Below are 24,187 nucleotides of genomic sequence, written 5' to 3'. Positions count from 1 at the left end.
CATTCGGGCCCGGCCGTTACCGGAGCCGTTTCACGTCTTCAGAGGGCAGAGCGTGGTGTTCCAGCCACGGGGGGAAGTGCAGGATGGACGTACTGACCGAACGCGGAGAAGGCCTGCGCTACATGGGCCCGGAGCGCCGGAAAAACGTCGAGCGCCGTCAGGGCCACGACCGTCGCGAAATGATCCGGTTCGAGCTGGACAAGGAAGACCGGCGCAGCGGCAAGGACCGCCGACGGACAGAAGGCTGGCAGAAGAACATCAGCTCGCGTTACTGAGCGGCCCTCAGCAGCAGCGCGAGCGACCCCGCGCATAGCGCGCCTGCATCCGTTCGATCGCGAAGGCTTCGCGCGTCATCGGTGTCGCCTCCGGATGGCAGGCGCGCACGTGCGCCACATACACCTCGTAATCCGGCATGCCGATCGCCAGGCGCGCCGTCTGCTTCGCCGCGCGCCAGGCGTCGGCGAACTCGGTGCGCAGGCGCTCAGCGAACGGCATCGAGCGCCACATGCGGCGTCTCCATCGCGGTCGGCGCGTCGCTGCGGCGCGCACGCAGGGCGGCGCGCAGCGCGAACACCAAGGTGAGCACCACCACGCCCATGAACAGCGCGCACAGCGCGGCGTCGAGCTGGTTGTTGAAGATCACGCGCCGCATTTCCGCGAGCGACTTGGCCGGCGCGAGCACCTCGCCGCGCGCGAGCGCATCGGAGAAGCGCGCCACGTTCGCCAGGAAGCCGATCTTCGGGTCGGCATGGAACAACTTCTGCCAGCCCGCCGTCAGCGTGCAGGCGAGCAGCCACGCCGTCGGCACGGCCGCCACCCACAGGTAGCGCTCGCGCTTCATCTTCACCAGCGTGGCGCACACGAAGATCATTGCCAGGCCCGCGAGCATCTGGTTGGCGATGCCGAACAAGGGCCACAGCGTGTTGATGCCGCCGAGTGGATCGACCACGCCCTGGTAGAGGAACCAGCCCCAGCCCGCGACCGCGAGCGAGGTGCACACGATGTTCGCCGCCCAGCTTTCCGTGCGGCGGAACGCGGGCACGGCAAGGCCCGCGAGGTCCTGGATCATGAAGCGCGCCACGCGCGTGCCCGCGTCGAGCGTGGTGAGGATGAAGAGCGCTTCGAACAGGATGGCATAGTGGTACCAGAACGCCATCATGCCGTTGCCGCCGAGGATGCCGTGGAGGATCTGCGCCATGCCCACCGCAAGCGTCGGCGCGCCGCCGGTGCGCGAGAGGATCGTGGTTTCGCCGATGTCCTTCGCGGTCTGCGCCAGCACGTCCGGCGTGACCACGAAGCCCCATTGCGCGATCGCCTGCGCAGCGGAGTCCACCGTCGTGCCGATGGCCGCCGCAGGCGCGTTCATCGCGAAGTACACCGCCGGGTCGAGCACGCAGGCCGCGATGAGCGCCATGATCGCGACGAAGGCCTCCATCAGCATGCCGCCGTAACCGATCGCGCGGATCTGGCCTTCGCTCGCGATCATCTTCGGCGTCGTGCCCGAGGCGATGAGCGCGTGGAAGCCCGAGATCGCGCCGCAGGCGATGGTGATGAACAGGAAGGGGAACAAGGCGCCCGCGAACACCGGCCCGGAGCCATCGACGAAGCGCGTCATCGCGGGCATCTTCAGCTCGGGCATCGCGACGAGGATCGCGACCGCGAGCAGCACCACGGTGCCGATCTTGAGGAACGTCGAAAGATAATCGCGCGGCGCGAGCAGCATCCACACCGGCAGCACCGCGGCGACGAAGCCGTAGCCGATCAGCATCCACGCCAGCGACTTGGCGTCGAAGGTGAACACCGGCGCCCATTCCGGCGAAGCGGCGACGTGCCCGCCGATCCAGATCGAGGCGAACAACAACACCAGTCCGATGATCGACGCTTCCAGGATGCGCCCCGGGCGAATCCAGCGCAGCCACGCGCCCATCAGCAACGCGATCGGGATCGTCATCGCGACGGTGAACGCGCCCCACGGACTCACGGCCAGCGCCTTCACCACCACCAGGCCCAGCACCGCGAGCAGGATCACCATGATCGCGAGGATGCCGACCATCGCGGTCACGCCGGCCGCCGCACCGAGTTCGTTGCGGATCATCTCGCCGAGCGAGCGTCCGTCGCGGCGCACCGAGAGGAACAGCACCATCATGTCCTGCACGGCGCCCGCGAGCACCACGCCGAAGATGATCCACAACATGCCCGGCATGTAGCCCATCTGCGCCGCCAGCACGGGGCCAACCAGGGGCCCTGCGCCCGCGATCGCCGCGAAGTGGTGCCCGAACAGCACCGCCTTCTGCGTCGGCACGTAATCCAGTCCGTCGTTGCGGCGCCAGGCCGGCGTCGCGCGCGTGGGATCGATGCGCAAGGCGCGATCGGCGATGTAGCGCGCATGGAAGCGATAGCCGATGCAGAACACCGACACCGCCGCTGACACGATCCACAGAGCGCCCACCGGTTCCCCGTTGGAGAGCGCGAGCACGCCCAGGCAACACGCAGCGAACAGGGCGAGCGCCGCCCAACCGAGATGACGGATCAAGGACGTGCTCCCCTCAGAGCCAGCGGATTTTCCTGAGATAGCGGTACAGCACGATGCAGAACACCAGCACCGCGCCGATCAGGATGAAGTACGAATGCCGTCCCTGGAGTTCCGGCATGTTGTGGAAGTTCATGCCGTACCAGCTCGCGACCAGCGTGGGCACGGCGAGCAATCCCGCCCAACCGGCGAGCTTCTTCACCACCTCGCCCTGGTTGATGGTCACCAGCGAGAGGTTGACGCTCATCGCCGCGGTGAGCATCTCGCGCAGCGTGTCGGTGGATTCGTTGACGCGCAACGCATGGTCGAGCACGTCGCGGAAGTACAGGCGCACTTCGTCCGGCACCAGCGCGCCATGCATGCGCGAGAGCTGACCGAGGATGTCCTGCATGGGCGCGACGGCCAGGCGCAGCTGGGTGAGCTCGCGCTTGAGTTCGTAGAGCTTGACGATGGTTTCGCGGCGGTAGGTGGACGCGAAGATGTCCTGCTCGAGCGCGTTCAGCGCGTCGCGGAATTCCGAGACGATGGGCAGGTAGTTGTCGACGATGAAGTCGAATACCGCATACAGCGCATAGGCAGGGCCGAGCGAGAGCAGGTCGGGCTCGCGCTCGACGCGCGCACGGACGGGCGCATACGACAGCGAGGCGCCGTGGCGCACGGTGACCAGGTAACGCGGGCCGAGGAAGGCATGCGTTTCGCCGAAGCGGATCTTGTCGTCCACCGATTGCGCGGTGTGCACGGCGACGAACAGCGAATGCCCGTAGGCCTCGATCTTCGGTCGCTGGTGCGCGTGCTGCGCGTCCTCGATCGCGAGGTCGTGCAGGTTGAACTCTTCCTGCAGCTTTTCGAGGATCGCGTCTTCCGGCTCGTACAGGCCGACCCAGACGAAGCTGCCGTCGTCCACGGCGAGCGCGTCGCTGATCGCATCCAGGGAAATGTCGCCGCGCTTGCCGTGGCGGTCGTAGACCGCGCAATTGATGACGCAGGCAGGCAGGGCCGGTTCGCTCATGCCCCGCATCCTGCCTCAGCGGCGCGTGACGGGAAAGGCCAGTGCCAGGTGCAGGGGAACCAGCAGCGCGAGCCAGGCCGCCTGGACCTGCGCGCCGGCGGGCAGTTGCAGGAACAGCGCGAGCACGGCGCCGGCCGCCACCGCGATGCGGACGCCCGCGTGGAAGCGCGAGGTCGCGCGCCCGCGCAGCAAGGCCCACGCGCCCGGCAACAGCAGCAGGCACAGCGGCGAGAACAGCAGCAGGTTGTGGTTCGTCCAGCCCGCGCGGTGCGCGGTGCAGCACCAGAGGAAGGCCATGACCACGCCGAGCAGGCCCAGCACGGTCCACAGCGGCAGCGCCACGGCGCCGAAGGTGCGCGGGCGATGCGTCGACAGCCAGCGCATGCCGAAGGCGAGCGCCAGTCCCGCGATCAGCCACGGCCACCAGCGGCGCGGCGCGTCCTGCGGTTCGGGCGGCAGGCGATGCGGCACGATCACCGATTCGGACAGCACGAGCGGCCGGCCCTCGGTGTTGTGCATTTCACGCAGGCTCGCGGCCAGGCGCATCGGCACGAACGCGTCTTCCCAGCGCGACAGCGGCCGATCCGCGTAAGGCCCGAGGCCGATATCGAAGCCGAGCCACATCCACAACGCGGGCGAGGCCAGGCGCACGGCCTCGCTGCGGAAGGTGTCGCCGGCCGAGCGGCCCTCGAGCTGCTTGCGCAAGGCACCGCCCATCGCGCGGTCGAGCGCGTCGCGCACGCGCGTGGAGCAGTTGTCGGTGAAGTAGTCGTAGCGGTAACGCGCGTTTTCCGGACGTGCGTTCTCCGCCAGCGCGTCGGCGAGCTCGCGCGCCTGCGCGGGCGTCAGGTCGAGCCACTGCAGCGAGACGCCGCGGCCGACGTCCTGGTAGTAGGCGAGGTCGTCCATCACCGGCAGCGCGACCAGCTTGTATTGCATGTCACCACGCACGAAGCGGCCGAGGAAGCCCGGTTCGTCGAGGTCGAAGAAGCCGAAGTTGTAGGAGATCGGCGTCTGCGCGCCGGGTTCCTCGACCACGATGGCGTTGTGGCCGAAGCGCTCGAAGAAGATTTCGCCGGGCTGCATCGTCATCACGCCGATGCGGGGCGTGGCGGCACTCGCGACCGTGGCCAACAGCCACAGCAGGACGCCGATCAGCAGCCGTGCGACCCCCTCAGGCGTCCGCATGCACGCTCACATGCAAAGCGTGCAGGCGACGCGCGTCGGCGCGCGCCACGCGGAACCCGAACCGACCGAGCGTGAGTTCTTCGCCCGCTTCGGGAAGGTGGCCGATGGCCGCGGTGAGCAGGCCACCGATGGTGTCGTATTCGTCGTCGTCGAAGTCCGCGCCGAAGCGTTCGTTGAAGTCGGCGATCGGCGTGAGCGCATCGACCACGAAGTGGCCGTCGGCCTGCGCCGAAATCAGCTGCGCCTCGTCCACCGCCTCGTCGTGCTCGTCGTCGATGTCGCCGACGATCTGTTCCAGCACGTCCTCGATCGTGACCAGGCCGGCGACGCCGCCGTACTCGTCGATCACGATGGCCATGTGGTTGCGCGACTGGCGGAACTCGCGCAGCAGCACATTGAGCTTCTTCGACTCGGGGATCAGCACCGCGGGGCGCAGCAGTTCGCGCACGCTGCCCGGTGCGTGCTCGGCGACGACGCCGCGCAGCAGGTCCTTGGCGAGCAGGATGCCGAGGATCTCGTCCTTGTCTTCCCCGTGCACCGGGAAGCGCGAGTGGCCCGATTCCACGACCAACTCGATCAGCTGGCGCAGCGGCGCGTCGGCGGGCAGGGCCACCATCTGCGCGCGCGGGATCATCACGTCGCCGACGGTCAGGTCGGACACCGCGATGGCGCCTTCCATCATCCGCAGCGTATCGGCCGCGATCAGGCCGTCGGCCTGCACGTCGCGCAGCAGCTCGACCAGATCCTCGCGGGTGGTGGGCTCGCCCGACAGGGCGGCGGTGATGCGGTCGAGCCAGGTACGTCGGCTCTTGTCGTCGGACTGGGGACTGTCGTCGTCGGCCATTGGGGGGTGGGACGAGGCTCCGTGAATTGGAGCGACGGTGGGAAGTCTAACGCGGAAATGCGAGTACCCGGTGAACCCCGGGCGGAGCGTCAGGCGTCGGCGTAAGGGTCGCCGATGCCCAGCTCGGCGAGGATTTCCCGCTCCAGTTGCTCCATGGCGTCGGCCTCGCGGGCGTCCTCGTGGTTCCAGCCGAGAAGATGGAGCGTGCCGTGCACGGTCAGGTGTGCGTAGTGGGCGGCGAGCGATTTCTTCTGCTCGCGCGCTTCCTTCGCGACCACCGGGGCGCAGAGCACGATGTCGCCGAGCAGCGGGAGCTTCACGCCTTCCGGCAGTTCGGCCGGGAAGCTGAGGACGTTGGTCGCGTAGTCCTTCCCGCGGTAATGGCGGTTGAGGGCGCGTCCTTCCTTGGTACCGACCACGCGCAGCGCGAGGTCCGCCTCGCGGATGCGACCGGCCAGCGCGGCCGCGACCCATTTGCGGAAGCTCACCGCGGCCGGCAGGCCGATGCGGGGCAGGGCGTATTCGACGGACACGTCGAGCCGGACGGGACCACGGGTCATGCGTTGCCTCCACCGGTGGCGGTGTCGTTCGCATCGCGCGCATCGTAGGCGTCGACGATGCGCGCGACCAACGGATGGCGCACCACGTCGTGCGATTGGAAGAAGGTGAAGCTGATGCCGTCCACGCCGCGCAGCACCTCGATCGCATCGCGCAGGCCGGACTTCTGGTGCTTGGGCAGGTCGATCTGGGTGAGGTCGCCGGTGACCACTGCGGTGGACCCGAAGCCGATGCGCGTCAGGAACATCTTCATCTGTTCGATGGTGGTGTTCTGCGCCTCGTCGAGGATGACGAACGCATCGTTGAGCGTGCGGCCGCGCATGTAGGCCAGCGGCGCGATCTCGATGACGTTCTTCTCCAGCAGCTTGATGACCTTTTCCACGCCGAGCATTTCGTACAGCGCGTCGTACAGCGGGCGCAGGTAGGGGTCGACCTTCTGCGTGAGGTCGCCGGGCAGGAAGCCGAGTTTCTCGCCTGCCTCCACCGCGGGGCGCACGAGGATCAGGCGCTGCACGCGCGATTCGTTGAGCGCTTCCACCGCCATCGCCACCGCGAGGAAGGTCTTGCCCGTGCCCGCGGGGCCGACGCCGAGGTTGATGTCGTGGGTCGCGATCGCGTGCAGGTACTTCGCCTGGTTCGCGCCACGGCCGCGGATGGTGCCGCGCTTCACGCGGATGGCGACGTCCTGCGGTTCGAATCCACCGGCCGCGTCTTGCGGATCGGCATCGACGGCGTTGAGGCGCACGTTGATGGCATGGCCGTCGAAGCGTTCCTCGCCCGCCTCGTCGTAGAGCGCGCGCAGGAAGCGTTCGGTGCGCTGCACCGCCGCTTCGGGGCCGGTGACGCGGAAGACATTGCCGCGGTTCGCGATCTCCACGCCCAGGCGCAGTTCGATCTGGCGCAGGTGCGCGTCGAAGGCGCCGGTCAGGTTGGCCAGGCGCTCGGTATCGGCAGGTTCGAGGGTGAAGTCGCGTTGCGAAGGGGCATTCATGAGGCGCGAAGCGTAGCGCTTCCGCGGCCCGGGGCGAATAAGTAGGCCAAAGGAAGGCGGGGGTCGCATGCAATGCCCGCATCGGAAAGCCGGAGGCGTTCCGTGAGGAAAGGAGACCGCTCGTCGGTCCTCGCTTGCGTGTAATTAACCAACGAATTAAATATGACGTCCATGCCCTCGATCCCGGTTCCGGCCCCCGATTCCATGCCTGTCGATGCCAAACCCCCGCGCGCCGCCCGCGCCACGCCGACCCCGCGTGGCCCGGGCCGCCCGCGCAAATCCAAGGCGCGCGCCGTGGGCCGCCCCGCCGGCGACAGTCAGGACCTGCGCGCGCGCCTGCTCGATGTCGCCGTCGAATGTTTCGCGCACCACGGCATCGCCAGCGCGACGCTGCGCGAGATCGCGCAGGAAGCCGGCGTCAATCCGGCGCTCGTGCATTACTACTTCGGCGACAAGGCGCAGCTGCAGCAGGCCGTGATCACCGAACGCCTGCTGCCGGCCTTCGACGAGGTGCGCAACGCGATGATGCAGGCCGGCGACGACATCGCCGGGCTGGTCGCGGGCTTCGTGCGCGGCATGAGCGAAGCCGTCGCGCGCCATCCCTGGTTGCCGCCCTTGTGGGTGCGCGAAGTGCTGTGCGAAGGCGGCGCGCTGCGCGAACTGCTGCTCACCACCGTCGCACCGCAGATGCCCCGCATGCTTGCCGCGCGCTTCGCCGCCGCGCAGGAAAAGGGCGAACTCAACCCGGACCTCGACCCGCGCCTGCTGGTGGCCTCGCTCGTCGGCCTCACGCTGTTCCCCGCCGCCGGTGCGCCGATCTGGCGACGCATGTTCGACGCGGACGACATCGATTCCAACGCCATGCGCGACCACGCGATCGCTTTGCTCGATCACGGGATCGGGCTGCGCTGACCACCACGCCCTGACCATCACGTCCAACAAGAGCCCCCCACGATGCGTGCCCCCCTTCGTCCGTTCGCTACCGCTGCCGTTGCATTCGCCGTCATCGCGTCGCTGTCCGCCTGCCGCAATGACAAGCCGCAGGCGCTCGGCACGCTCGAATACGACCGCATCACGCTGCCCGCACCCGCGGCCGAAAAGATCGTGTCGATCGACGTGCGCGAAGGGCAACGCGTGAAGGCCGGCCAGGCGATCCTGCGGCTCGAACTCGACCGCACGCGCTCGGCCACCGAGGCGGCGCGCGCGCAATCCGAAGCGCAGCGCGCCTCGCTGGAAGAACTCGAAGCCGGCCCGCGCTCCGAAACGATCAAGCAAGCCCGCGCGAGCCTCGCATCGGCGCGCGCCGATGCCCGCCAGGCCCGCGACTACTACACGCGCGTGCGCCCGCTCGGTGCGCAACAGCTCGTCTCCGCCGCGGAAGTCGAACGTGCGCGCGCCGCAGTGGACGCCGCCGACGAATCCGCACGCGCATTGGCCGAACAACTCGCCGAACTCGAAGCCGGCACGCGCCACGAAGAAATCGCGCAGGGCAAGGCTTCGCTCGCTGCATCGCAAGCGCAGGCCGCCGCACAGGAAGTCAATCTCGAAAAGCTCTCGCTCGTCGCGCCGCGCGATGGTCTCGTCGACAACCTGCCGTACAAGCTCGGCGACCAGGCCGCGATCGGGCAGCCGCTCGCGATCCTGCTGGTCGGCACGCCGTATGCACGCGTCTACGTGCCCGAACCGATCCGCGCGCAGGTGAAGGTCGGGACCAAGGCGCGCCTCTTCATCGACGGCCGCAAGGACGCGCTCGCCGGCACGGTGCGCATGATCCGCTCCGAACCGACGTTCACGCCGTACTACGCGCTGATCGGCAAGGACGCGGCGCGCCTGGCCTGGGTGGCGGAAGTCGTGGTGGATTCGAAGGAAACCTTGCCCGCCGGCCTGCCGGTGCGCGCGGAGTTCGAGGAGTGAGCACGCCCGCGCCCGAGCAACTCGCGATCCGCGCGCGCGGCCTCACCAAGCGCTTCAAGGACCTTGTCGCCGTCGACCATGTCGACCTCAGCGTGCCGAAGGCGAACGTCTACGGCTTCCTCGGTCCCAACGGTTCCGGCAAGACCACCACCATCCGCATGCTTTGCGGCCTGATGACGCCCACCGAAGGCGAGATCGAAGTGCTCGGCCTGCAGCTGCCGAAGGAAGCGGAGGCCCTGCGCCGCCGCATCGGTTACATGACGCAGAAGTTCTCTTTGTTCGAAGACCTGAGCGTGCGCGAGAACCTGGAGTTCCTCGCTGCCGTGCAGGACATGCCGCGCGACAAGGCACGCACCCGCATTGACGAGCTCATCGAGCGCTACCACTTCGCCGATCGCCAGAAGCAACTGGCCGGCACGATGAGCGGCGGGCAGAAGCAACGCCTCGCGCTCGCGGGCGCGGTCATTCATTCGCCGGAACTGCTGTTCCTCGACGAACCGACCAGCGCGGTGGATCCCGAGTCGCGCCGCGATTTCTGGGAGAAGTTGTTCGAACTCGCCGATGGCGGCACGACCATCCTCGTCTCAACGCATTACATGGACGAAGCCGAGCGCTGCCATCGCCTCGCGATCCTCGATCGCGGCGTGCTCGTCGCCGACGGCTCGCCCGCGGAACTGACCGGCGCGATCGCAGGCCGCACACTCGCCGTGCAATCAAACACGCCGCGCCGCGCACGCAAGGCATTGATGGCCGCGCCGGGCGTGATCAGCGCCGCGCAGGTCGGCAACACCTTGCGCGTGCTGACTTCGGAGAACGGCGGGATCATCGATCGCCTGTCGAAGGTGCTCACGGATGCCGGCCTGCACGGTGACATCTCGCTGTCCGAGCCCAACCTCGAAGACGTCTTCGTCTCCGCCACGCGCAGCAAGCAGCCCGAACAGGAGGCCGCATGAGCCTCCGTCGACTCGGCGCGATCATGCTCAAGGAGTTGCGGCAGATGCGCCGCGACCGCATCACGCTGGCGATGATCGTCGGCATTCCGGTGATGCAGCTGGTGTTGTTCGGCTACGCGATCAACTTCACGCTGCGCGACCTGGACACGGCGGTCGCCGATCAGGCGGGCACCGCAGGGTCGCGCGCGCTGGTGATGGACCTGCAGAACACCGGCGTGCTGCGGCCCGTGCGCGATGCATCGAGCCCGCAGGAACTGATGACGATGCTCCGCCGCGGCGAGATCAGCGTGGGCGTCGTCATCCCGCCGGATTTCGAACGCCGCCGCGTCGATGGGCGCGAAGCGGTGCAGATCCTCGTCGACGGCAGCGATACGGCGGTGCAGGGCGCGGCCGCGCAGCTCGCGCAGGCGCCGCTCGACAGTGCGCAATACAAGAAGGCGCCGCCGCCGCAGATCAGCGTCGTGGGCTTCTACAACCCGGAGCGGCGCTCGGCGATCAACATCGTGCCCGGCCTGATCGGCATCATCCTGACGATGACCATGGTGATGTTCACCGCCGTCTCGCTGGTGCGCGAGCGCGAACGCGGGAACATGGAATTGCTGATCGCCACGCCCGTGAGCAGCAGCGAACTGATGATCGGCAAGGTGTTGCCGTTCGCGGCGATCGGCTTGATCCAGACCACGTTGGTCTTGTTGCTGGGTGCGTGGCTGTTCGAAGTGCCCGTGCGCGGGGCGCTCTTCGACGTCTACATCGCCGCCGTGCTGCTGATCCTGGCCAACCTCACCCTGGGCCTGATGATTTCGACGAAGGCGCAGTCGCAGTTCCAGGCGATGCAGATGACCTTCTTCGTGTTCCTGCCGTCGATCCTGCTGTCCGGCTTCATGTTCCCGTTCGCCGGCATGCCTAAGATCATCCAGTGGGTCGCGGAGGTGTTGCCGCTCACGCATTTCCTGCGGCTGATCCGCGGGATCATGTTGCGCGGCGCGAGCATCACGGAGTTGTGGCCGGAGGTGCTGGCGCTCGTGGTCTTCACCACCGTCATGATGACGGCGGCGATCCTCAGGTTCCGCAAGCGCCTGGATTAGTCGACGGCGATGCGTGCGCGCAGGGAGTTGCTCAGCGCTTCGGTGATCACGACATCGACGAACTGGCCGACCAAGCGCGCGTGGCCCGGGAAGTTCACCGAGCGCATGTTTTCGGTCTTGCCGGTCAGCTCGTTCGGGTCCTTCTTCGAAGGGCCTTCGACGAGCACGGTTTGCACCGTGCCCACCATCGCGCGGGAGATCTCCGCCGCGTGCGCGCTGATGTGCGCCTGCAGGCGATCCAGGCGCGCGTGCTTCTCTGCGTCGGTCGTGTCGTCCGCCAGGTCGGCGGCCGGCGTGCCGGGGCGGCGCGAGTAGATGAAGGAGAAGGACTGGTCGAAGCCCACGTCCTCGATCAGCTTCATCGTTTTCTCGAAGTCGCCGTCGGTCTCGCCGGGGAAGCCCACGATGAAGTCCGACGAGATCGAAATGTCCGGACGCACCGCGCGCAGCTTGCGGATCTTCTGCTTGAACTCCAGCGCCGTGTAACCGCGCTTCATCGCCGCGAGCACGCGGTCGCTGCCGGCCTGCACGGGCAGGTGCAGGTAGTTGGCGAGCTTGGGCACGTCGCGATAGGCCTCCACCAGTGCGTCGGAGAACTCGAGCGGATGCGAGGTGGTGAAACGGATGCGGCCGATGCCGTCGATCTCGGCGATTGCGCGGATCAGCAACGCGAGGTCGGCGATGGCGTCGCCCGCGCTGCCGTCTTCATTCGCCATCGGCCCGCGATACGCGTTGACGTTCTGGCCGAGCAGGTTGATCTCGCGCACGCCCTGCGCGGCGAGCTGCGCCACTTCGACGAGCACGTCCTCGAACGGGCGGCTCACTTCTTCGCCTCGGGTGTAGGGCACCACGCAGAACGAGCAGTACTTCGAGCAGCCTTCCATGATCGAGACGAAGGCGCTGGGGCCTTCGGCGCGCGGCTCGGGCAGGCGATCGAACTTCTCGATCTCCGGAAAACTGATGTCGACCTGCGGCTGGCCGCTCGCGCGGCGTTCGCGGATGAGCTCGGGCAGGCGATGCAGCGTCTGCGGGCCGAAGACCAGGTCCACGTAGGGCGCGCGCTTCACGATGGCCGCGCCTTCCTGCGAGGCCACGCATCCGCCCACGCCGATCAGCACCGGCTTTCCGTCCTTCTTCAGCGCCTTCCAGCGGCCGAGCTGGCTGAAGACCTTTTCCTGGGCCTTCTCGCGGATGGAGCAGGTGTTGACCAGCACGACGTCGGCTTCTTCGACGTTGTCCGTGAGGTCCAGGCCTTCGGCGGCGGCAAGCACGTCGGCCATGCGGGCCGAGTCGTACTCGTTCATCTGGCAACCGTGGGTCTTGATGAAGAGCTTGCCCCGCTTCGGGGCGGCGAGCGTGTCGGTCATGAGCGTGTCCGGGAGGGCGGCGGTGAATCCGCGCCGGATGGGGGAAACGGGAGGGCGCGGAGTCTACCGCGGCCGGATCGCGACGGGGGTCGCGTTCCCATGATTCAAGCGGCCGTTCATAAGAATCAACGACTTGTCAAACCTCACGATTGGGAGGACGATCCGCCGCATGAGGGGAAGGGGACTCAAGCGAGGGCTCGCGATCGTGGCGCTTCTGGGTGCCGCGTCGCCTGCGTTCGCCGGCACGCTCTATCGCTGCGACACCGCCGACGGCGCGCGCAGCTACACGAGCAAGCGCATCCCCGGCGCCACCTGCAAGGTGATCTCCTACGGCAGCAAGGCGTCGCGCCCCGCGCCCGCCGCCGGCAGCGCCACCGCACCCAACAAGGTCTCGGGTTCGCCGGTGTCGGCGAACATCCCGGCCGACGCGCCGGCTCCGACGGCGTTGCCCGTGCCGCCAGCGCCCATGGCACCCGCGCCGCCGCCGTATCGCGCACCGCGCCTCGTGCAAGGCCAGGTGTATTCCTACATCCAGGACGGCGTGCGCCACTACACGAGCAAGCCGCCCCGGGGCGTCGCCGGCGCCACCGCGCTGCGCACCATCAAATACAGCTTCATGGAAACCTGTTACGCCTGCGCCGCACGGCCTGGCGTCAACTTCAATACCCTGCGCCTGAACACCGATGCGTATGCCGCGGAAATCATGGCGGCGGCAAAACTGCACGGCGTCGACCCGGCCATCGTGCGCGCCATCATCCATGCCGAATCGGCCTACAACCCGAATGCGCTCTCGCGCGTCGGCGCGCAGGGCCTGATGCAACTGATGCCGGCGACCGCGCGCCGTTTCGGCGTCGGCAACGCCTTCGACGCCAGCCAGAACATCGCCGGCGGCGTGCAGTACCTGGCCTGGCTGCTCAAGCGCTTCAACGGCGACCTGTCGTTGGCGGCGGCCGGTTACAACGCGGGCGAAGGGGCGGTGGACAAGTACCGAGGCGTCCCGCCGTACGCGGAGACCCGTCGCTACGTCGAGCGCGTTTCGGTGCTCGCCGACCGCTACCGCGGCGCGCTGGCGAGCACGGCGCTGGGCACCAAGTAAGCCCCGCGGCCCGCGCGCCGTCACGCTTCGTCCCGCTGAGCCAGCCCCGCCGATTGTCGGGCGATTAAGCCTTCCGTTACACTTCGCCGTCTTTGCGGACCGCTTTGCCCGCGCCTTGCGCGGCCAGGTCGGTACCGTGTCGCATCAGCGTCTTACTGCGGAGTGCCGGATGGCCAACGTTGGGGTAGGGATCCAGGATCCCGCTCATGTCCACGACGGGGAACCCGTCAACCAGGGCCGTCGCCGGTTCCTGACCGCGACCACGGCCGTGGTCGGTGCGGTCGGTGTCGGCGTCGCGGCCGTTCCCTTCATCAAGAGCTGGAATCCCAGCGCCCGCGCGAAGCTCGCCGGTGCGCCGATCACCGCCGACATCACCGGGCTGGCCGAAGGCACGCGCCTGGTGCTCGAGTGGCGCGGCCAGCCGATCTGGATCGTGAAGCGTTCCAAGCAGATGATCGACGTCCTGCCGACGCTCGATTCGCGACTGCGCGATCCGAAGTCGGACAACCTCGACCAGCAGCCCCAGTACGCGCGCAACGAACTGCGCTCGATCAAGCCGGAGATCTCCGTGCTGGTCGGCCTGTGCACGCACCTGGGCTGCTCGCCGGAAATGAAGGCCGAGATCAAGCCCGAGCCGTTCGATCCGGAGTGGAAGGGCGGCTACTTCTGCCCGTGCCACAAGTCGCGCTTCGACATGGCCGGCCGCGTGTTCGACGGCGTGCCCGCGCCGATCAACCTGCTCGTGCCGCCGCACCACTACGAATCGGACACGTCGATCGTCATCGGTGTCGATCCGAAGGGAGCCGCGTAAGCCATGGCGAACTTCATTGCCCGTACCACGAGCACCGTGATGGATTGGGTCAACGCGCGCACGCCCGGCCTGATGCCGGTCTACCGCAAGCACATGACCGAGTACTACGCGCCGAAGAACTTCAACGTCTGGTACTACTTCGGTTCGCTCGCGCTGGTCGTGCTGGTCAACCAGATCCTGACCGGCATCTTCCTGACGATGCACTACAAGCCGTCGGCGGCCGAAGCGTTCTCGTCGGTCGAGTACATCATGCGCGACGTCGAGTGGGGCTGGCTGATCCGGTACATGCACTCCACCGGCGCCTCGCTGTTCTTCATCGTCGTCTACCTGCACATGTTCCGCGGCCTGTTGTACGGCTCCTACCAGAAGCCGCGCGAACTGGTCTGGCTCATCGGCATGGTGCTGTACCTGGTGCTGATGGCCGAAGCCTTCATGGGCTACGTGCTGCCGTGGGGCCAGATGTCGTTCTGGGGCGCGAAGGTGATCATCTCGCTGTTCGGCGCGATCCCGGTCATCGGCTCGGGCCTGACCGAATGGATCATGGGCGACTACCTGCCCGCCGACGCCACGCTCAACCGCTTCTTCGCGCTGCACGTCATCGCGCTGCCGCTGGTGATCCTGCTGCTGGTCGTGCTGCACCTGGGCGCGCTGCACGAAGTGGGTTCCAACAACCCCGAAGGCGTAGACATCAAGAAGGGTCCGAAGGGCAATCGCTGGTCGCTCACCGCGCCGGCCGACGGCATCCCGTTCCACCCGTACTACACGGTCAAGGACATCTTCGGCACCGGCTTCTTCCTGATCCTGGCGGCCTTCATCATCTTCTTCGCGCCGACCTTCGGCGGCTGGTTCCTGGAGCACGACAACTTCACGGAAGCCAACCGCCTGGTGACGCCGGAGCACATCAAGCCGGTGTGGTACTTCACGCCGTACTACGCGATGTTGCGCGTCGTCCCCTCGTTCTTCGCGATCAAGCTGTGGGGCGTGCTGGTGATGTTCGCGGCGATCGCGGTGCTGTTCCTGGTGCCGTGGCTCGACAAGGCCAAGGTGAAGTCCTACCGCTACCGCGGCCCGATCTCGTGGGCGATGCTGCTCATGTTCGCGGTCTGCTTCGTGTGGCTGGGCAAGATCGGCGCCGGCCCGGGTACCGACCCGGTCGAGACGATCATCGGCCGCGTGCTGACCTTCCTCTACTTCGTGTTCTTCATCACCATGCCGCTTTGGACCAAGATGGATCGGACCAAGCCGGTGCCGGAACGAGTGCCTGCCGTCCATGACTAAGTCGATGACCAAGACGATCTCCCGCCTCGGCGCGGTCGCCACGCTCGCCTTCGGTCTGTTCGCGATGGGCACTGCCTTCGCGGCCGAGGAAGGCGGCAACCTGCAGCAGTCCGGCACGCGCCTGGACGACCAGGCGTCGTTGCAGCGCGGTGCCGCGCTGTACATGAACTACTGCAGCGGCTGCCATTCGCTGAAGTACCTGCGTTACTCGCGCATGGCCGAAGACCTCGGCTTGTCGGAAGAAGAGGTGATGACCAACCTCAACTTCACCGGCGCGAAGTTCGGCGAACAGATCATGACGTCGATGACGCCGGAACACGCCAAGGACGCCTTCGGCAAGATGCCGCCGGACCTGAGCCTGATCGCGCGCGTGCGCGGCAGCGACTGGATCTACACCTACCTCAAGTCGTTCTACCTGGACGAATCGCGCCCGGTCGGCTGGAACAACACCCTGTTCCCGAACGTGTCGATGCCCAACCCGCTGTGGGAGCTGCAGGGCCTGCAGCACGGCGTGATGGGCAAGGCCGAGGCCGGTGGCGAGGCGCACGTCGAGCGCCTGGAACTGCGGACCCAAGGGACGCAGGACGCCGAAACGTTCAACCAGAGCGTTCGCGACATCACCGCTTTCCTCGAGTACGCCGGCGAGCCGGCCTCCCTCAAGCGCCAGGGCATGGGCGTGTGGGTGGTGCTGTTCCTGGCGGCGTTCACGCTGATCGCCTACCTGCTGAAGCTGGAGTACTGGCGGGACGTCGACTAAGCCCAGGGTCGCCGCCTTGGGGGGTGGCGACTTTTTTTGGGACAAACGCTAGGCTCGTGGAACAGGGCGACCGCTCGCAAGGGGTGGGCGGCGCCTCAGCCGACCGGGGAGCTGGTCGGCGATCCGATCGATGGAGAGGTCGATGATGGCCGCGAGCCCGCGCATGCGTAATGCCCTGACGTTGTTCTCCGCCACGGATGACGTCCTCTGTCATCGGGTGCGCCTGGTCCTTGCGGCCAAGGGCGTCACCTACGACCTGATTCCCGTCGATCCGCAGAGTCCCCCCGAGGACCTGATCGACCTCAACCCGTATCACTCCGTGCCGACGCTGGTCGAGCGCGAGCTGGTCCTTTACGCCGCGTCGGTCGTCACCGAATACCTCGACGAGCGCTATCCGCACCCGCCGCTGATGCCGGTCGACCCGCTCTCGCGCGCCCGCCTACGCCTGGCCATGCTCCGCCTCGAGCACGACTGGGTCCCGCAGGTGCAGGCCATCCAGCTCGGCAATCGCCAGCAGGCCGAAGCCGGCCGCAAGCGCCTGAAGGAACTGCTGACCGCCTCGGTCCCGCTGTTCAAGGCGAGCAAGTTCTTCCTGAATCCGGAAATGAGCCTGGCCGATTGCGCCATGGCCCCGATCATCTGGCGCCTGCAGTCGCTGGACATCCCGCTGCCGAAGGACGGCAAGGTGATCGAGGATTATGGCAACCGCATCTTCCGCAACCCGGGCTTCATCCGCAGCCTCACGGACCAGGAAAAGAAGTTGCGCGACATCCCGGCCTGAGTGCCGGGACGCGCGCTAGACTCGGGCGCATGAGCGAAGAACACAACGGCGAACCTGGCCCGGCCATGACGAGCCATCGCCCGTACCTGTTGCGGGCGTTGAACGACTGGATCGCCGACAACGGCATGACCCCGCACCTGCTCGTCGACGCCACGCGTCCCGGCGTGCAGGTGCCTGCGCAGGCGGTGAGCGATGGCAAGGTCGTGCTCAACATCGCCGAGCGCGCCGTCGCGCGTTTGCTGATCGACAACGACACCGTGAGCTTCACTGCGCGCTTCGGCGGCGTGAGCCATCCCGTCATCGTGCCGATTTCCGCCGTGCTCGCGATCTATGCGCGCGAAACCGGGCAGGGCATGGCGCTCCCCGAAGACCCCTCCGGCCCGCACGACGAACCGCCCCCGCCGCCGAGCGATGGCACGACGCCGGACACGCAGGCCACGCCGCCGCGCCGCGGCCACCTGCGGGTCATCAAATAAGGGTCAGTGCAGTTGCACGACGTTCGCGGCGCGTGTCGGCCCGCTGAACGAGACAAGCCTGTTGCCCCGCAGCACGAGCCGCCCGATGTGGCGGTCGCTGCCGTCGTAGGAGTACTCGAAACGGAAGGTGCGCTCGAAGCCGAGCCACCCGTTTTCGCCGCGTTTCAGGCGCAAACCCGCGGCATGGACGGTCTGGTCCAGCCACTGCACGTTGGCGGCGCGACACGCGTCGCGTCCCAGCGCTTCGGCGCGTTCGGCAGCCGCGCGCCCCGCGCTCCAGAACGCGAAGGCGGACGCTGCGACGATCATCACAAACAATAGACTCGGCATTTACCTAATGTGACGGCGCCTCGGCGTGGCCGCAAGACCGCGCTTCACGATTCACACACGACACACACGAACAGGACGTTCACGGAGCCCTCGCATGAAACTCGTCTTCCCAGGTGGCGAACATCCGCAGGTGCTTCTCGGTCCGGGCGTCAATCGCATCGGCTCGGATCCACTGTCCAACATCGTGCTCGACCGTCCCGGCGTGCTCCCGCAGCACTGCCAACTGCATGTCACGCCCACCGGCGTGATGCTCGATGTGCCGCACGGCACCACGGTCAGCGTCAACGGGCGCCAGGTCGATGGCCTGATCGCGCTGCGTCCGGGCGATGCGGTCGCATTCGATCGCGTCGAAGCGCGCCTTGCGTCCATCGATGCAGCCGCCGTCGTGCGACACCAGGCCAACGTCTCCGGCCGCATCCCGGAATCGGCGAACGACGATCCGGGCGCCACCGCCGTGCGTCCGGTGCTGCCGCGTTACGCGCTGCGTGGCGTGTCGGGCGAAGCCTTCGGCCGCACGTACGCGCTGCATGGCGTCACCAGCGTCGGCCGCGCGCCCGAGTGCGACCTGCGCCTGGACGAGCCCGGCATGTCGCGCGTCCACGCCCGCCTGCTGCCGACCGAGGAGGGCCTGCTGCTCGAGGACATCGGTTCGACCAACGGCTCCTTCATCAACGGCAAGCGCGTGCTGCGCGGCGACGTGCGCGTGGGTGACGAGATCGGCTTCGACACGATGCGCTTCCGCCTCGTCGCACCGGGCCAGGCCGACGTGCACGACGAGTCGCCCGCCGACGCCACGGCGCCTTCGCGGACGAAGCTCATCGTGTCGGTCATCGCGGCCTTCGCGATCCTTGCGATCGTGGCGGCGTTCGTGCTCTGACGGGCCACGCGCGGCTCAGCCCGCGCGCCGCCCCAGTTTCATCGACAGGTCGATCGCGCGGACGTGCTTGGTGAGTCCGCCGATCGAAATGCAATCCACGCCGTCTTCGGCGATTTCGCGCACGGTGGTCAGGTCCACGCCGCCCGAGACTTCCAGCGGAATTCGGCCGGCCGCGCGACGCACGGCTTCGCGTCGCATCTGCGTGTCGAACTCGTCGATCAGGATGCGCTCGCACCCGACGTTGAGCGCTTCGTCCAGCTGGTCCAGCGTTTCCACTTCCACGATCAGCGGCAAGGTCGGTTGCGCCAGGCGCGCCTTGCGGATCGCCATCGTGAGCGAACCGGCGGCGCGCACGTGGTTCTCCTTGAGCATCACCGCATCGTAGAGCCCCATGCGGTGGTTGACGCCGCCGCCGACGCGCACCGCGTATTTCTGCGCGACGCGCAGGCCGGGGATCGTCTTGCGCGTATCGAGGATCTTCGCCGGCGTGCCGCGCACCGCGGCGACATAGTCGGCGGTGACGGTCGCCGTGCCGCTGAGCGTCTGCAGGAAATTGAGCGCCGCGCGTTCCGCCGTGACGAGCGAACGCACGCGTCCTTCGAGCGTGGCGATCACCGTGCCGGCGCGCACGCGATCGCCTTCGGCGACGTGCCAGGCGATGGCGACTTCCGGATGCAATGCGCGATGGCAGGCGTCGAACCACGGCCGCCCGCAGATGACGGCGACTTCCTTGCACAACAGGTAGGCCGTGTCGGGAACGTCCGGCAGCAGGGCGGCGGTGACGTCGCCGCGGCCGAGGTCTTCGTCGAGCGCGCGTGCGACGTCCGCCAGGACCAGGTCTTCGGTGGGCGGAGCGACGTCGTGGCCCATGCCGGCGGCCGTCATGCCGGCGGGAAGTCGGCCACCTGACCGGTGGCGATCGCTTCCTCCACGAGCAGCACCGGAATGCCGTCGTCGATGCGGTAGACGATCTTGCGATCGCGCGTGACGAGCGCTTCGCGCAGGGCCTGGCCCTGCGGCGCGCCGTCCCCTCGGGCGATGCCGCCCGAGGCGATGGCGGCGTTCAGGGCCTGCAGGCCCCGTGCATCGAGCATCGCCAACGGCTGGCGCGTGGCGGGGCAGGCGAGGATGTCCAGGAGCTTGCGATCCATGCGCGGGGGCCATGGCGTGGGAAGGGCCGCTAGAATACGCCCATCGGAGCAGCCCCTCCGCTCCACACAGGATCCGCCATGGCCTCGACGCAGGACGCCCGCAACGACCGACCCCCGCTGGTCGGCATCGTCATGGGCTCGCGCTCGGACTGGGAAACGATGCAGCACGCCGCGCAGAAGCTCGAAGCCCTCGGCGTGCCGCACGAGGTGCGCATCGTTTCGGCGCACCGCACGCCCGACGTGTTGTTCGACTACGCCGCCACGGCCCAGGCGCGCGGCCTGCGCGCGATCATCGCCGGTGCCGGCGGCGCGGCGCATCTGCCGGGCATGCTCGCGGCCAAGACCGCGGTGCCGGTGCTCGGCGTGCCCGTGCAGAGCAAGGCGCTCAACGGCATGGATTCCCTGCTGTCGATCGTGCAGATGCCGGCGGGCATTCCCGTGGCGACGTTTGCGATCGGCAATGCGGGTGCGTCGAATGCGGCCCTGTTCGCCGCGGCCTTGCTCGCGCCCTACGAGACCGCGATCGCGCAGGCGCTCGAGGCGTTCCGCCAGCGCCAGACCGACGACGTCGCGAAGAACGACGACCCCCGCAAGTGATCGCACGATGACGACGGTCGGAATCCTCGGCGGCGGCCAGCTCGCCCGCATGCTCGCGCTCTCCGGCGCGCCGCTCGGCCTGCGCTTCCTGGTGATGGACACCGTGGCGGATGCGTGCGCCGGCCAGTTCGCGCCGATGATCGTCGGCGACTGGCGCGACGAAAACGCGCTCGCCGAATTCGCATCGAAGATCGATGTCGCCACGTTCGACTTCGAGAACGTGCCGGCCGAATCCGCGCAGTGGCTCGCCGAACGCGTGCCGGTGTTCCCGAGCCCGCGCGCGCTGGGCGTCGCGCAGGATCGCCTTGCGGAAAAAACCTTGTTCCGCGAACTCGGCATTCCGGTGCCGCCGTTCGCCGCGGTGGATTCGCGCGAAACGCTCGATGCCGCCATCGCCTCCATCGGCACGCCCTGCATCCTCAAGACGCGTCGCCTCGGCTACGACGGCAAGGGCCAGTTCCGCCTGAAGTCGCCGGCCGATGCCGCGGCCGCGTGGGATGCGCTCGGCGGACAGGCGCGCACCGTGGGCCTGATCCTCGAAGGCTTCGTCGCCTTCGATAGCGAAGTGAGCGTGGTGGCCGTGCGCGGCCGCGACGGCGAATTCCGCGCGTGGCCGCTGACGCAGAACTGGCACGTCGACGGTGTGCTGTCGGCGAGCTTGGCGCCCGCGCCGGTCGATGCCGTCGTCGCGGAAAAAGCGATCGCGCATGCACGCGCACTCGCCGATTCGCTCGCCTATGTCGGCGTCTTCGCCCTCGAACTGTTCTGCCGTGGTGGCGAGCTGCTCGCCAACGAGCTCGCCCCGCGCGTGCACAACTCCGGCCATTGGACGATCGAAGGCAGCGAGACCTCGCAGTTCCAGAACCACCTGCGCGCCGTGCTCGGCCTGCCGCTCGGCGACACGCGCATGGTGGGCGAAGCGTGCATGCTCAACTGGATCGGCGCGATGCCCGATGCCAACGCCGTGCTCGCCGAACCGGGCGGCCACTGGCACGACTACGGCAAGGAATCGCGCGTCGGGCGCAAGGTCGGGCACGCAACGCTGCGCGCCGACACCCCGGAAGAACTCGCCGCGACGCTCGCCCGCGTCGGAAAAAAACTGGGCCGCGAAAACCAGGTGAACCCGGTCATCGCGGCCCTGGGTTGATGCGTCAGCGCATCAGCGCATCTGGGATGCAACGAACTCCCAGTTGACGATGTTCCAGAAGTTTTCCACGTACTTCGGACGCGCATTGCGATAGTCCACGTAGTACGCGTGTTCCCACACGTCGCACGTGAGCAGCGCGGTGTCCTCGCCGGTGAGCGGCGTGTTGGCGTTGGACGTGCTCGACAGCGCGAGCGCGCCATCGGGACGCTGCACCAGCCAGGCCCAGCCCGAGCCGAAGGTCTTCACGGCGGTGTCGGAGAACTGTTCCTTGAACTTGGCGAAGTCGCCGAAGGCCTTGTGGATCGCGTCCGCCAGCTTGCCCGTGGGCTCGCCGCCGCCGCCCGCCGAGGCCGGCTTCATGCAGTTCCAGTAGAAGGTGTGGTTCCACACCTGCGCGGCGTTGTTGAACATGCCGCCCTGCGACTTGCGGATGATCTCCACCAGGTCCATCGACTCGAACTCGGTGCCGGCGACCAGCTTGTTGAGGTTGTCGACGTAGGCCTTGTGGTGCTTGCCGTGGTGGTAGTCCAGCGTCTCGCCGGAGATGTACGGCTCCAGCGCGGTGCGGTCGTAGGGGAGGGGAGGCAGTTCGATCGCCATGGGGGTAGCTCTCCTTGTCTGGGCTTACAATTCTAGCCCCACGTCGCGTCAAGAGATTCCGGAGACCCCATGTCGATCCAGTCCGTGCCCCTCCAGCACGCATCCATCCAGGAGCGGATCCAGGCCGAAGTCACCGGCCATCCGATCGTGCTTTTCATGAAGGGCACGCCGCAGTTCCCGATGTGCGGCTTCTCCAGCCGCGCGGTGCAGGCGCTCAAGGGCGCCGGCGCAACGCAGCTGCATACCGTCAACGTGCTCGAAGAACCCGAGATCCGCGCGAACCTGCCGCGGTATTCGGATTGGCCGACGTTCCCGCAGTTGTTCATCAACGGCGAGCTCATCGGCGGCTGCGACATCACGTGCGAACTCGCCGAGTCGGGCGAGCTGGCGCGCATGATCGCCGAAGCGCAGAAGCAGTGAGCCCCGCCCTGGGCGAAGGAACGCTCGACGGCCGCGTCGTCCTGGTCACGGGCGCGCATGGCGGGCTGGGCAGCGCCGCCGCGCGTGCATGCGCGCGCGCCGGTGCGACGACCATCCTCCTCGGCCGCAAGGTGCGCCAGCTCGAGCGCCTGCACGATTCGATCGAAGCGCAAAGCGAAAAGCCGGTCTCGCCGGTGCTGTATCCGCTGGACCTGGAAGGCGCCACGCCCGACGACTTCGCCGACCTCGCCGAACGCATCGGCGAGGAGTACGGCCGCCTCGACGGCCTGCTGCATTGCACTGCCGAATTCCGCGGCCTGACGCCGCTCGAACACACCGATCCGGCGATGTTCGCGCGCGCGGTGCACATCAATCTCACTGCGCCTTGGTGGCTCACGCAGGCGTGCCTGCCGCAACTGCGCAAGGCGAAGGATGGTGCGGTGGTGTTCCTCGTCGACGACCTGCAGCGCGTGTCGCGCGCGTTCTGGGGCGGCTACGGCCTGGCCGAGCACGGGCTGTCCGCGCTCGTCGGCATGCTGCATGCGGAATCGGTGAACTCGCCGGTGCGCATCGCGGGCCTGCAGCCCGGGCCGATGCGCACGGGCCTGCGTGCGAAGGCCTTCGTCGACGACCAGGATCGCGATGCGCGCGATCCGGCGCTCGCGGCGCAGGCCTGCGTCGAGCTTCTCTCGGAAGCCGGCGCGGAATGGCGCGGCACGATCCGCGTGCTCGAATGACCGTCACGTCCGCCGCGCTGCTGCTGTTCCTGATCCTCGATCCGCTCGGGAACATCCCCGTGTTCCTCGGGCTGCTCAAGCCCCTGCCCGCGAATCGCAGGCGCATCGTGCTCGTGCGCGAGCTGCTGATCGCGCTCTGCGTGCTGATGGTGTTCCTGTGGGGCGGCAAGTTCGCGCTGGACATGATGCACCTGCGCCAGGAGTCGGTCTCCATCGCCGGCGGCATCGTGCTGTTCCTGATCGGCCTGCGCATGATCTTCCCGCCGCCGGAAGGCCTGATGGGCGAGTTGCCGGGCGGGGAACCCTTCATCGTGCCGATGGCGATCCCGCTGGTCGCGGGTCCGTCGGGCATGGCGGCCGTGATGCTGATGGGCAGCAACGAACCCAAGCGCCTGATGGAGTGGAGCGTGGCACTGCTCATCGCCTGGGGCGCGACGGCGGCCATCCTGTTTTCGGCGACCTACCTGTATCGCTGGCTCGGCACCCGCGTGCTCATCGCGGTCGAGCGCCTGATGGGCATGCTGCTGGTGGCCATCTCGGTCCAGATGTTCCTGGACGGGCTGAGCACCTACGTCGCCTCGTCGATCACTCCGGGCGCCTGAAGCCTTCAGGTCTGCCGTCCCGCGCCGTGCTGTCACCGGCCGGTCATCCCCGAACTCTACAGTGTTAAACTGTAGTTAACCCCACGCC

The 24,187-nt window shown here is 67.8% G+C and carries 29 protein-coding genes; 17 read left to right on the top strand and 12 right to left on the bottom strand.

Translation table 11 applies throughout. The annotated features are described in order from the left end of the window. Positions 1-83: 83 nt before the first annotated feature. Positions 84-275 carry a hypothetical protein gene (locus LVB87_RS00250; protein WP_232898924.1) on the top strand — a complete coding sequence of 64 codons (192 nt, stop codon included), beginning with the start codon at positions 84-86 and terminating at the stop codon, positions 273-275. Positions 276-282: 7 nt separating this feature from the next. Here the strand turns inward: LVB87_RS00250 and LVB87_RS00245 are convergent, their stop codons facing one another. The 7 genes from LVB87_RS00245 to LVB87_RS00215 all read right to left on the bottom strand — a co-directional run bounded on the left by LVB87_RS00245 (position 283) and on the right by LVB87_RS00215 (position 7,120). Next, positions 283-495 carry a YbdD/YjiX family protein gene (locus tag LVB87_RS00245; protein ID WP_232898923.1) on the bottom strand — a complete coding sequence of 71 codons (213 nt, stop codon included), beginning with the start codon at positions 493-495 and terminating at the stop codon, positions 283-285. Then, positions 482-2,533, bottom strand: a complete 2,052-nt coding sequence (locus tag LVB87_RS00240; protein WP_232898922.1) for a carbon starvation CstA family protein — start codon at positions 2,531-2,533, stop codon at positions 482-484. Before LVB87_RS00240 ends, LVB87_RS00245 begins: the two co-directional genes overlap by 14 nt. 13 nt (positions 2,534-2,546) lie before the next feature. Further along, positions 2,547-3,539 (bottom strand): magnesium/cobalt transporter CorA, encoded by a 993-nt coding sequence (corA, locus tag LVB87_RS00235; protein ID WP_232898921.1) that lies wholly within the window; start codon positions 3,537-3,539, stop codon positions 2,547-2,549. Positions 3,540-3,554: 15 nt separating this feature from the next. Then, positions 3,555-4,727, bottom strand: coding sequence for a DUF4105 domain-containing protein (locus LVB87_RS00230; RefSeq protein WP_232898920.1), 1,173 nt, complete (start codon positions 4,725-4,727; stop codon positions 3,555-3,557). Beyond that, a complete protein-coding gene (locus LVB87_RS00225; protein WP_232898919.1) occupies positions 4,714-5,571 on the bottom strand; it encodes a transporter associated domain-containing protein in 858 nt (285 codons plus the stop codon). Before LVB87_RS00225 ends, LVB87_RS00230 begins: the two co-directional genes overlap by 14 nt. A gap of 89 nt (positions 5,572-5,660) precedes the next feature. Then, entirely contained in the window at positions 5,661-6,131 is a 471-nt protein-coding gene (gene ybeY, locus LVB87_RS00220; protein WP_232898918.1) for an rRNA maturation RNase YbeY, read from the bottom strand. Next, on the bottom strand, positions 6,128-7,120 hold the full coding sequence (locus LVB87_RS00215) for a PhoH family protein (RefSeq protein WP_232898917.1): 993 nt from the start codon (positions 7,118-7,120) through the stop codon (positions 6,128-6,130). The genes ybeY and LVB87_RS00215 overlap by 4 nt, the downstream gene beginning before the upstream one ends. A 204-nt stretch (positions 7,121-7,324) precedes the next feature. Between LVB87_RS00215 and LVB87_RS00210 the strand changes: the two genes are divergently transcribed. The 4 genes from LVB87_RS00210 to LVB87_RS00195 are packed head-to-tail and all read left to right on the top strand — an operon-like array spanning position 7,325 to position 11,072. Beyond that, positions 7,325-8,032: a TetR/AcrR family transcriptional regulator gene (locus LVB87_RS00210; RefSeq protein ID WP_232898916.1), complete on the top strand. Its 708-nt coding sequence runs from the start codon at positions 7,325-7,327 to the stop codon at positions 8,030-8,032. A 42-nt stretch (positions 8,033-8,074) separates the two neighbouring features. Beyond that, a complete protein-coding gene (locus tag LVB87_RS00205; protein ID WP_232898915.1) occupies positions 8,075-9,034 on the top strand; it encodes an HlyD family efflux transporter periplasmic adaptor subunit in 960 nt (319 codons plus the stop codon). Positions 9,035-9,060: 26 nt separating this feature from the next. Beyond that, positions 9,061-9,987, top strand: a complete 927-nt coding sequence (locus tag LVB87_RS00200) for an ABC transporter ATP-binding protein (protein WP_232900578.1) — start codon at positions 9,061-9,063, stop codon at positions 9,985-9,987. Continuing rightward, the gene (locus LVB87_RS00195) at positions 9,984-11,072 is read left to right on the top strand and encodes an ABC transporter permease (protein WP_232898914.1); all 1,089 of its coding nucleotides are present in this window, start codon (positions 9,984-9,986) and stop codon (positions 11,070-11,072) included. Before LVB87_RS00200 ends, LVB87_RS00195 begins: the two co-directional genes overlap by 4 nt. Here LVB87_RS00195 and miaB read toward each other — a convergent pair. Then, complete coding sequence (gene miaB, locus LVB87_RS00190; protein WP_232898913.1) at positions 11,069-12,439, bottom strand: tRNA (N6-isopentenyl adenosine(37)-C2)-methylthiotransferase MiaB; 1,371 nt, start codon at positions 12,437-12,439, stop codon at positions 11,069-11,071. The two genes, LVB87_RS00195 and miaB, sit on opposite strands and share 4 nt — an antisense overlap. A gap of 169 nt (positions 12,440-12,608) precedes the next feature. On the opposite strand from miaB, the gene LVB87_RS00185 reads away from it, so the two are divergent. From LVB87_RS00185 to LVB87_RS00160, 6 genes are all read left to right on the top strand, one after another. Next, positions 12,609-13,535, top strand: coding sequence for a lytic transglycosylase domain-containing protein (locus LVB87_RS00185; RefSeq protein ID WP_232898912.1), 927 nt, complete (start codon positions 12,609-12,611; stop codon positions 13,533-13,535). A 169-nt stretch (positions 13,536-13,704) separates the two neighbouring features. Then, positions 13,705-14,346, top strand: a complete 642-nt coding sequence (gene petA / locus LVB87_RS00180; protein WP_232898911.1) for a ubiquinol-cytochrome c reductase iron-sulfur subunit — start codon at positions 13,705-13,707, stop codon at positions 14,344-14,346. 3 nt (positions 14,347-14,349) lie between these two features. Then, positions 14,350-15,624: a cytochrome bc complex cytochrome b subunit gene (locus LVB87_RS00175; protein ID WP_232898910.1), complete on the top strand. Its 1,275-nt coding sequence runs from the start codon at positions 14,350-14,352 to the stop codon at positions 15,622-15,624. Positions 15,625-15,688: 64 nt separating this feature from the next. Next, positions 15,689-16,381, top strand: a complete 693-nt coding sequence (locus LVB87_RS00170) for a cytochrome c1 (protein ID WP_232900577.1) — start codon at positions 15,689-15,691, stop codon at positions 16,379-16,381. Positions 16,382-16,526: 145 nt separating this feature from the next. Further along, positions 16,527-17,162, top strand: coding sequence for a glutathione S-transferase N-terminal domain-containing protein (locus LVB87_RS00165; RefSeq protein ID WP_232900576.1), 636 nt, complete (start codon positions 16,527-16,529; stop codon positions 17,160-17,162). A gap of 29 nt (positions 17,163-17,191) precedes the next feature. After that, complete coding sequence (locus tag LVB87_RS00160) at positions 17,192-17,638, top strand: ClpXP protease specificity-enhancing factor (RefSeq protein WP_232898909.1); 447 nt, start codon at positions 17,192-17,194, stop codon at positions 17,636-17,638. Positions 17,639-17,641: 3 nt separating this feature from the next. On the opposite strand, the gene LVB87_RS00155 is transcribed toward LVB87_RS00160, so the two are convergent. Continuing rightward, the gene (locus LVB87_RS00155) at positions 17,642-17,968 is read right to left on the bottom strand and encodes a DUF3301 domain-containing protein (RefSeq protein WP_232898908.1); all 327 of its coding nucleotides are present in this window, start codon (positions 17,966-17,968) and stop codon (positions 17,642-17,644) included. Between the two features lie 94 nt (positions 17,969-18,062). On the opposite strand from LVB87_RS00155, the gene LVB87_RS00150 reads away from it, so the two are divergent. After that, a complete protein-coding gene (locus LVB87_RS00150) occupies positions 18,063-18,845 on the top strand; it encodes an FHA domain-containing protein (RefSeq protein WP_232898907.1) in 783 nt (260 codons plus the stop codon). Between the two features lie 15 nt (positions 18,846-18,860). Here LVB87_RS00150 and nadC read toward each other — a convergent pair whose 3' ends face one another. Both nadC and LVB87_RS00140 read right to left on the bottom strand, forming a co-directional pair. Then, entirely contained in the window at positions 18,861-19,730 is an 870-nt protein-coding gene (gene nadC / locus LVB87_RS00145) for a carboxylating nicotinate-nucleotide diphosphorylase (RefSeq protein ID WP_232898906.1), read from the bottom strand. Further along, positions 19,727-19,996: a Trm112 family protein gene (locus LVB87_RS00140; protein ID WP_232898905.1), complete on the bottom strand. Its 270-nt coding sequence runs from the start codon at positions 19,994-19,996 to the stop codon at positions 19,727-19,729. The genes nadC and LVB87_RS00140 overlap by 4 nt, the downstream gene beginning before the upstream one ends. A 78-nt stretch (positions 19,997-20,074) precedes the next feature. Here LVB87_RS00140 and purE point away from each other — a divergent pair, with 78 nt between their 5' ends. Further along, entirely contained in the window at positions 20,075-20,593 is a 519-nt protein-coding gene (purE, locus tag LVB87_RS00135) for a 5-(carboxyamino)imidazole ribonucleotide mutase (RefSeq protein WP_232898904.1), read from the top strand. 7 nt (positions 20,594-20,600) lie between these two features. Next, positions 20,601-21,740: a 5-(carboxyamino)imidazole ribonucleotide synthase gene (locus tag LVB87_RS00130; protein WP_232898903.1), complete on the top strand. Its 1,140-nt coding sequence runs from the start codon at positions 20,601-20,603 to the stop codon at positions 21,738-21,740. A 12-nt stretch (positions 21,741-21,752) separates the two neighbouring features. Here LVB87_RS00130 and LVB87_RS00125 read toward each other — a convergent pair whose 3' ends face one another. Beyond that, positions 21,753-22,340, bottom strand: a complete 588-nt coding sequence (locus LVB87_RS00125; RefSeq protein ID WP_232898902.1) for a Fe-Mn family superoxide dismutase — start codon at positions 22,338-22,340, stop codon at positions 21,753-21,755. Positions 22,341-22,409: 69 nt separating this feature from the next. Here LVB87_RS00125 and grxD point away from each other — a divergent pair, with 69 nt between their 5' ends. From grxD to LVB87_RS00110, 3 genes are read left to right on the top strand one after another with little or no spacing between them, the layout of a single operon-like run. After that, positions 22,410-22,760 carry a Grx4 family monothiol glutaredoxin gene (gene grxD, locus LVB87_RS00120; protein WP_232898901.1) on the top strand — a complete coding sequence of 117 codons (351 nt, stop codon included), beginning with the start codon at positions 22,410-22,412 and terminating at the stop codon, positions 22,758-22,760. Further along, positions 22,757-23,497, top strand: a complete 741-nt coding sequence (locus LVB87_RS00115; protein WP_232898900.1) for an SDR family NAD(P)-dependent oxidoreductase — start codon at positions 22,757-22,759, stop codon at positions 23,495-23,497. The genes grxD and LVB87_RS00115 overlap by 4 nt, the downstream gene beginning before the upstream one ends. Continuing rightward, complete coding sequence (locus LVB87_RS00110; protein WP_232898899.1) at positions 23,494-24,099, top strand: YhgN family NAAT transporter; 606 nt, start codon at positions 23,494-23,496, stop codon at positions 24,097-24,099. Before LVB87_RS00115 ends, LVB87_RS00110 begins: the two co-directional genes overlap by 4 nt. Positions 24,100-24,187 lie beyond the last annotated feature (88 nt).

It is taken from the genome of Lysobacter sp. KIS68-7, from assembly GCF_021284745.1.
Classification (GTDB): Bacteria; Pseudomonadota; Gammaproteobacteria; order Xanthomonadales; family Xanthomonadaceae; genus Noviluteimonas.
The sequence above is the reverse complement of the archived record's forward strand: the minus strand, read 5'-3'. Positions and strand labels throughout refer to the sequence as shown.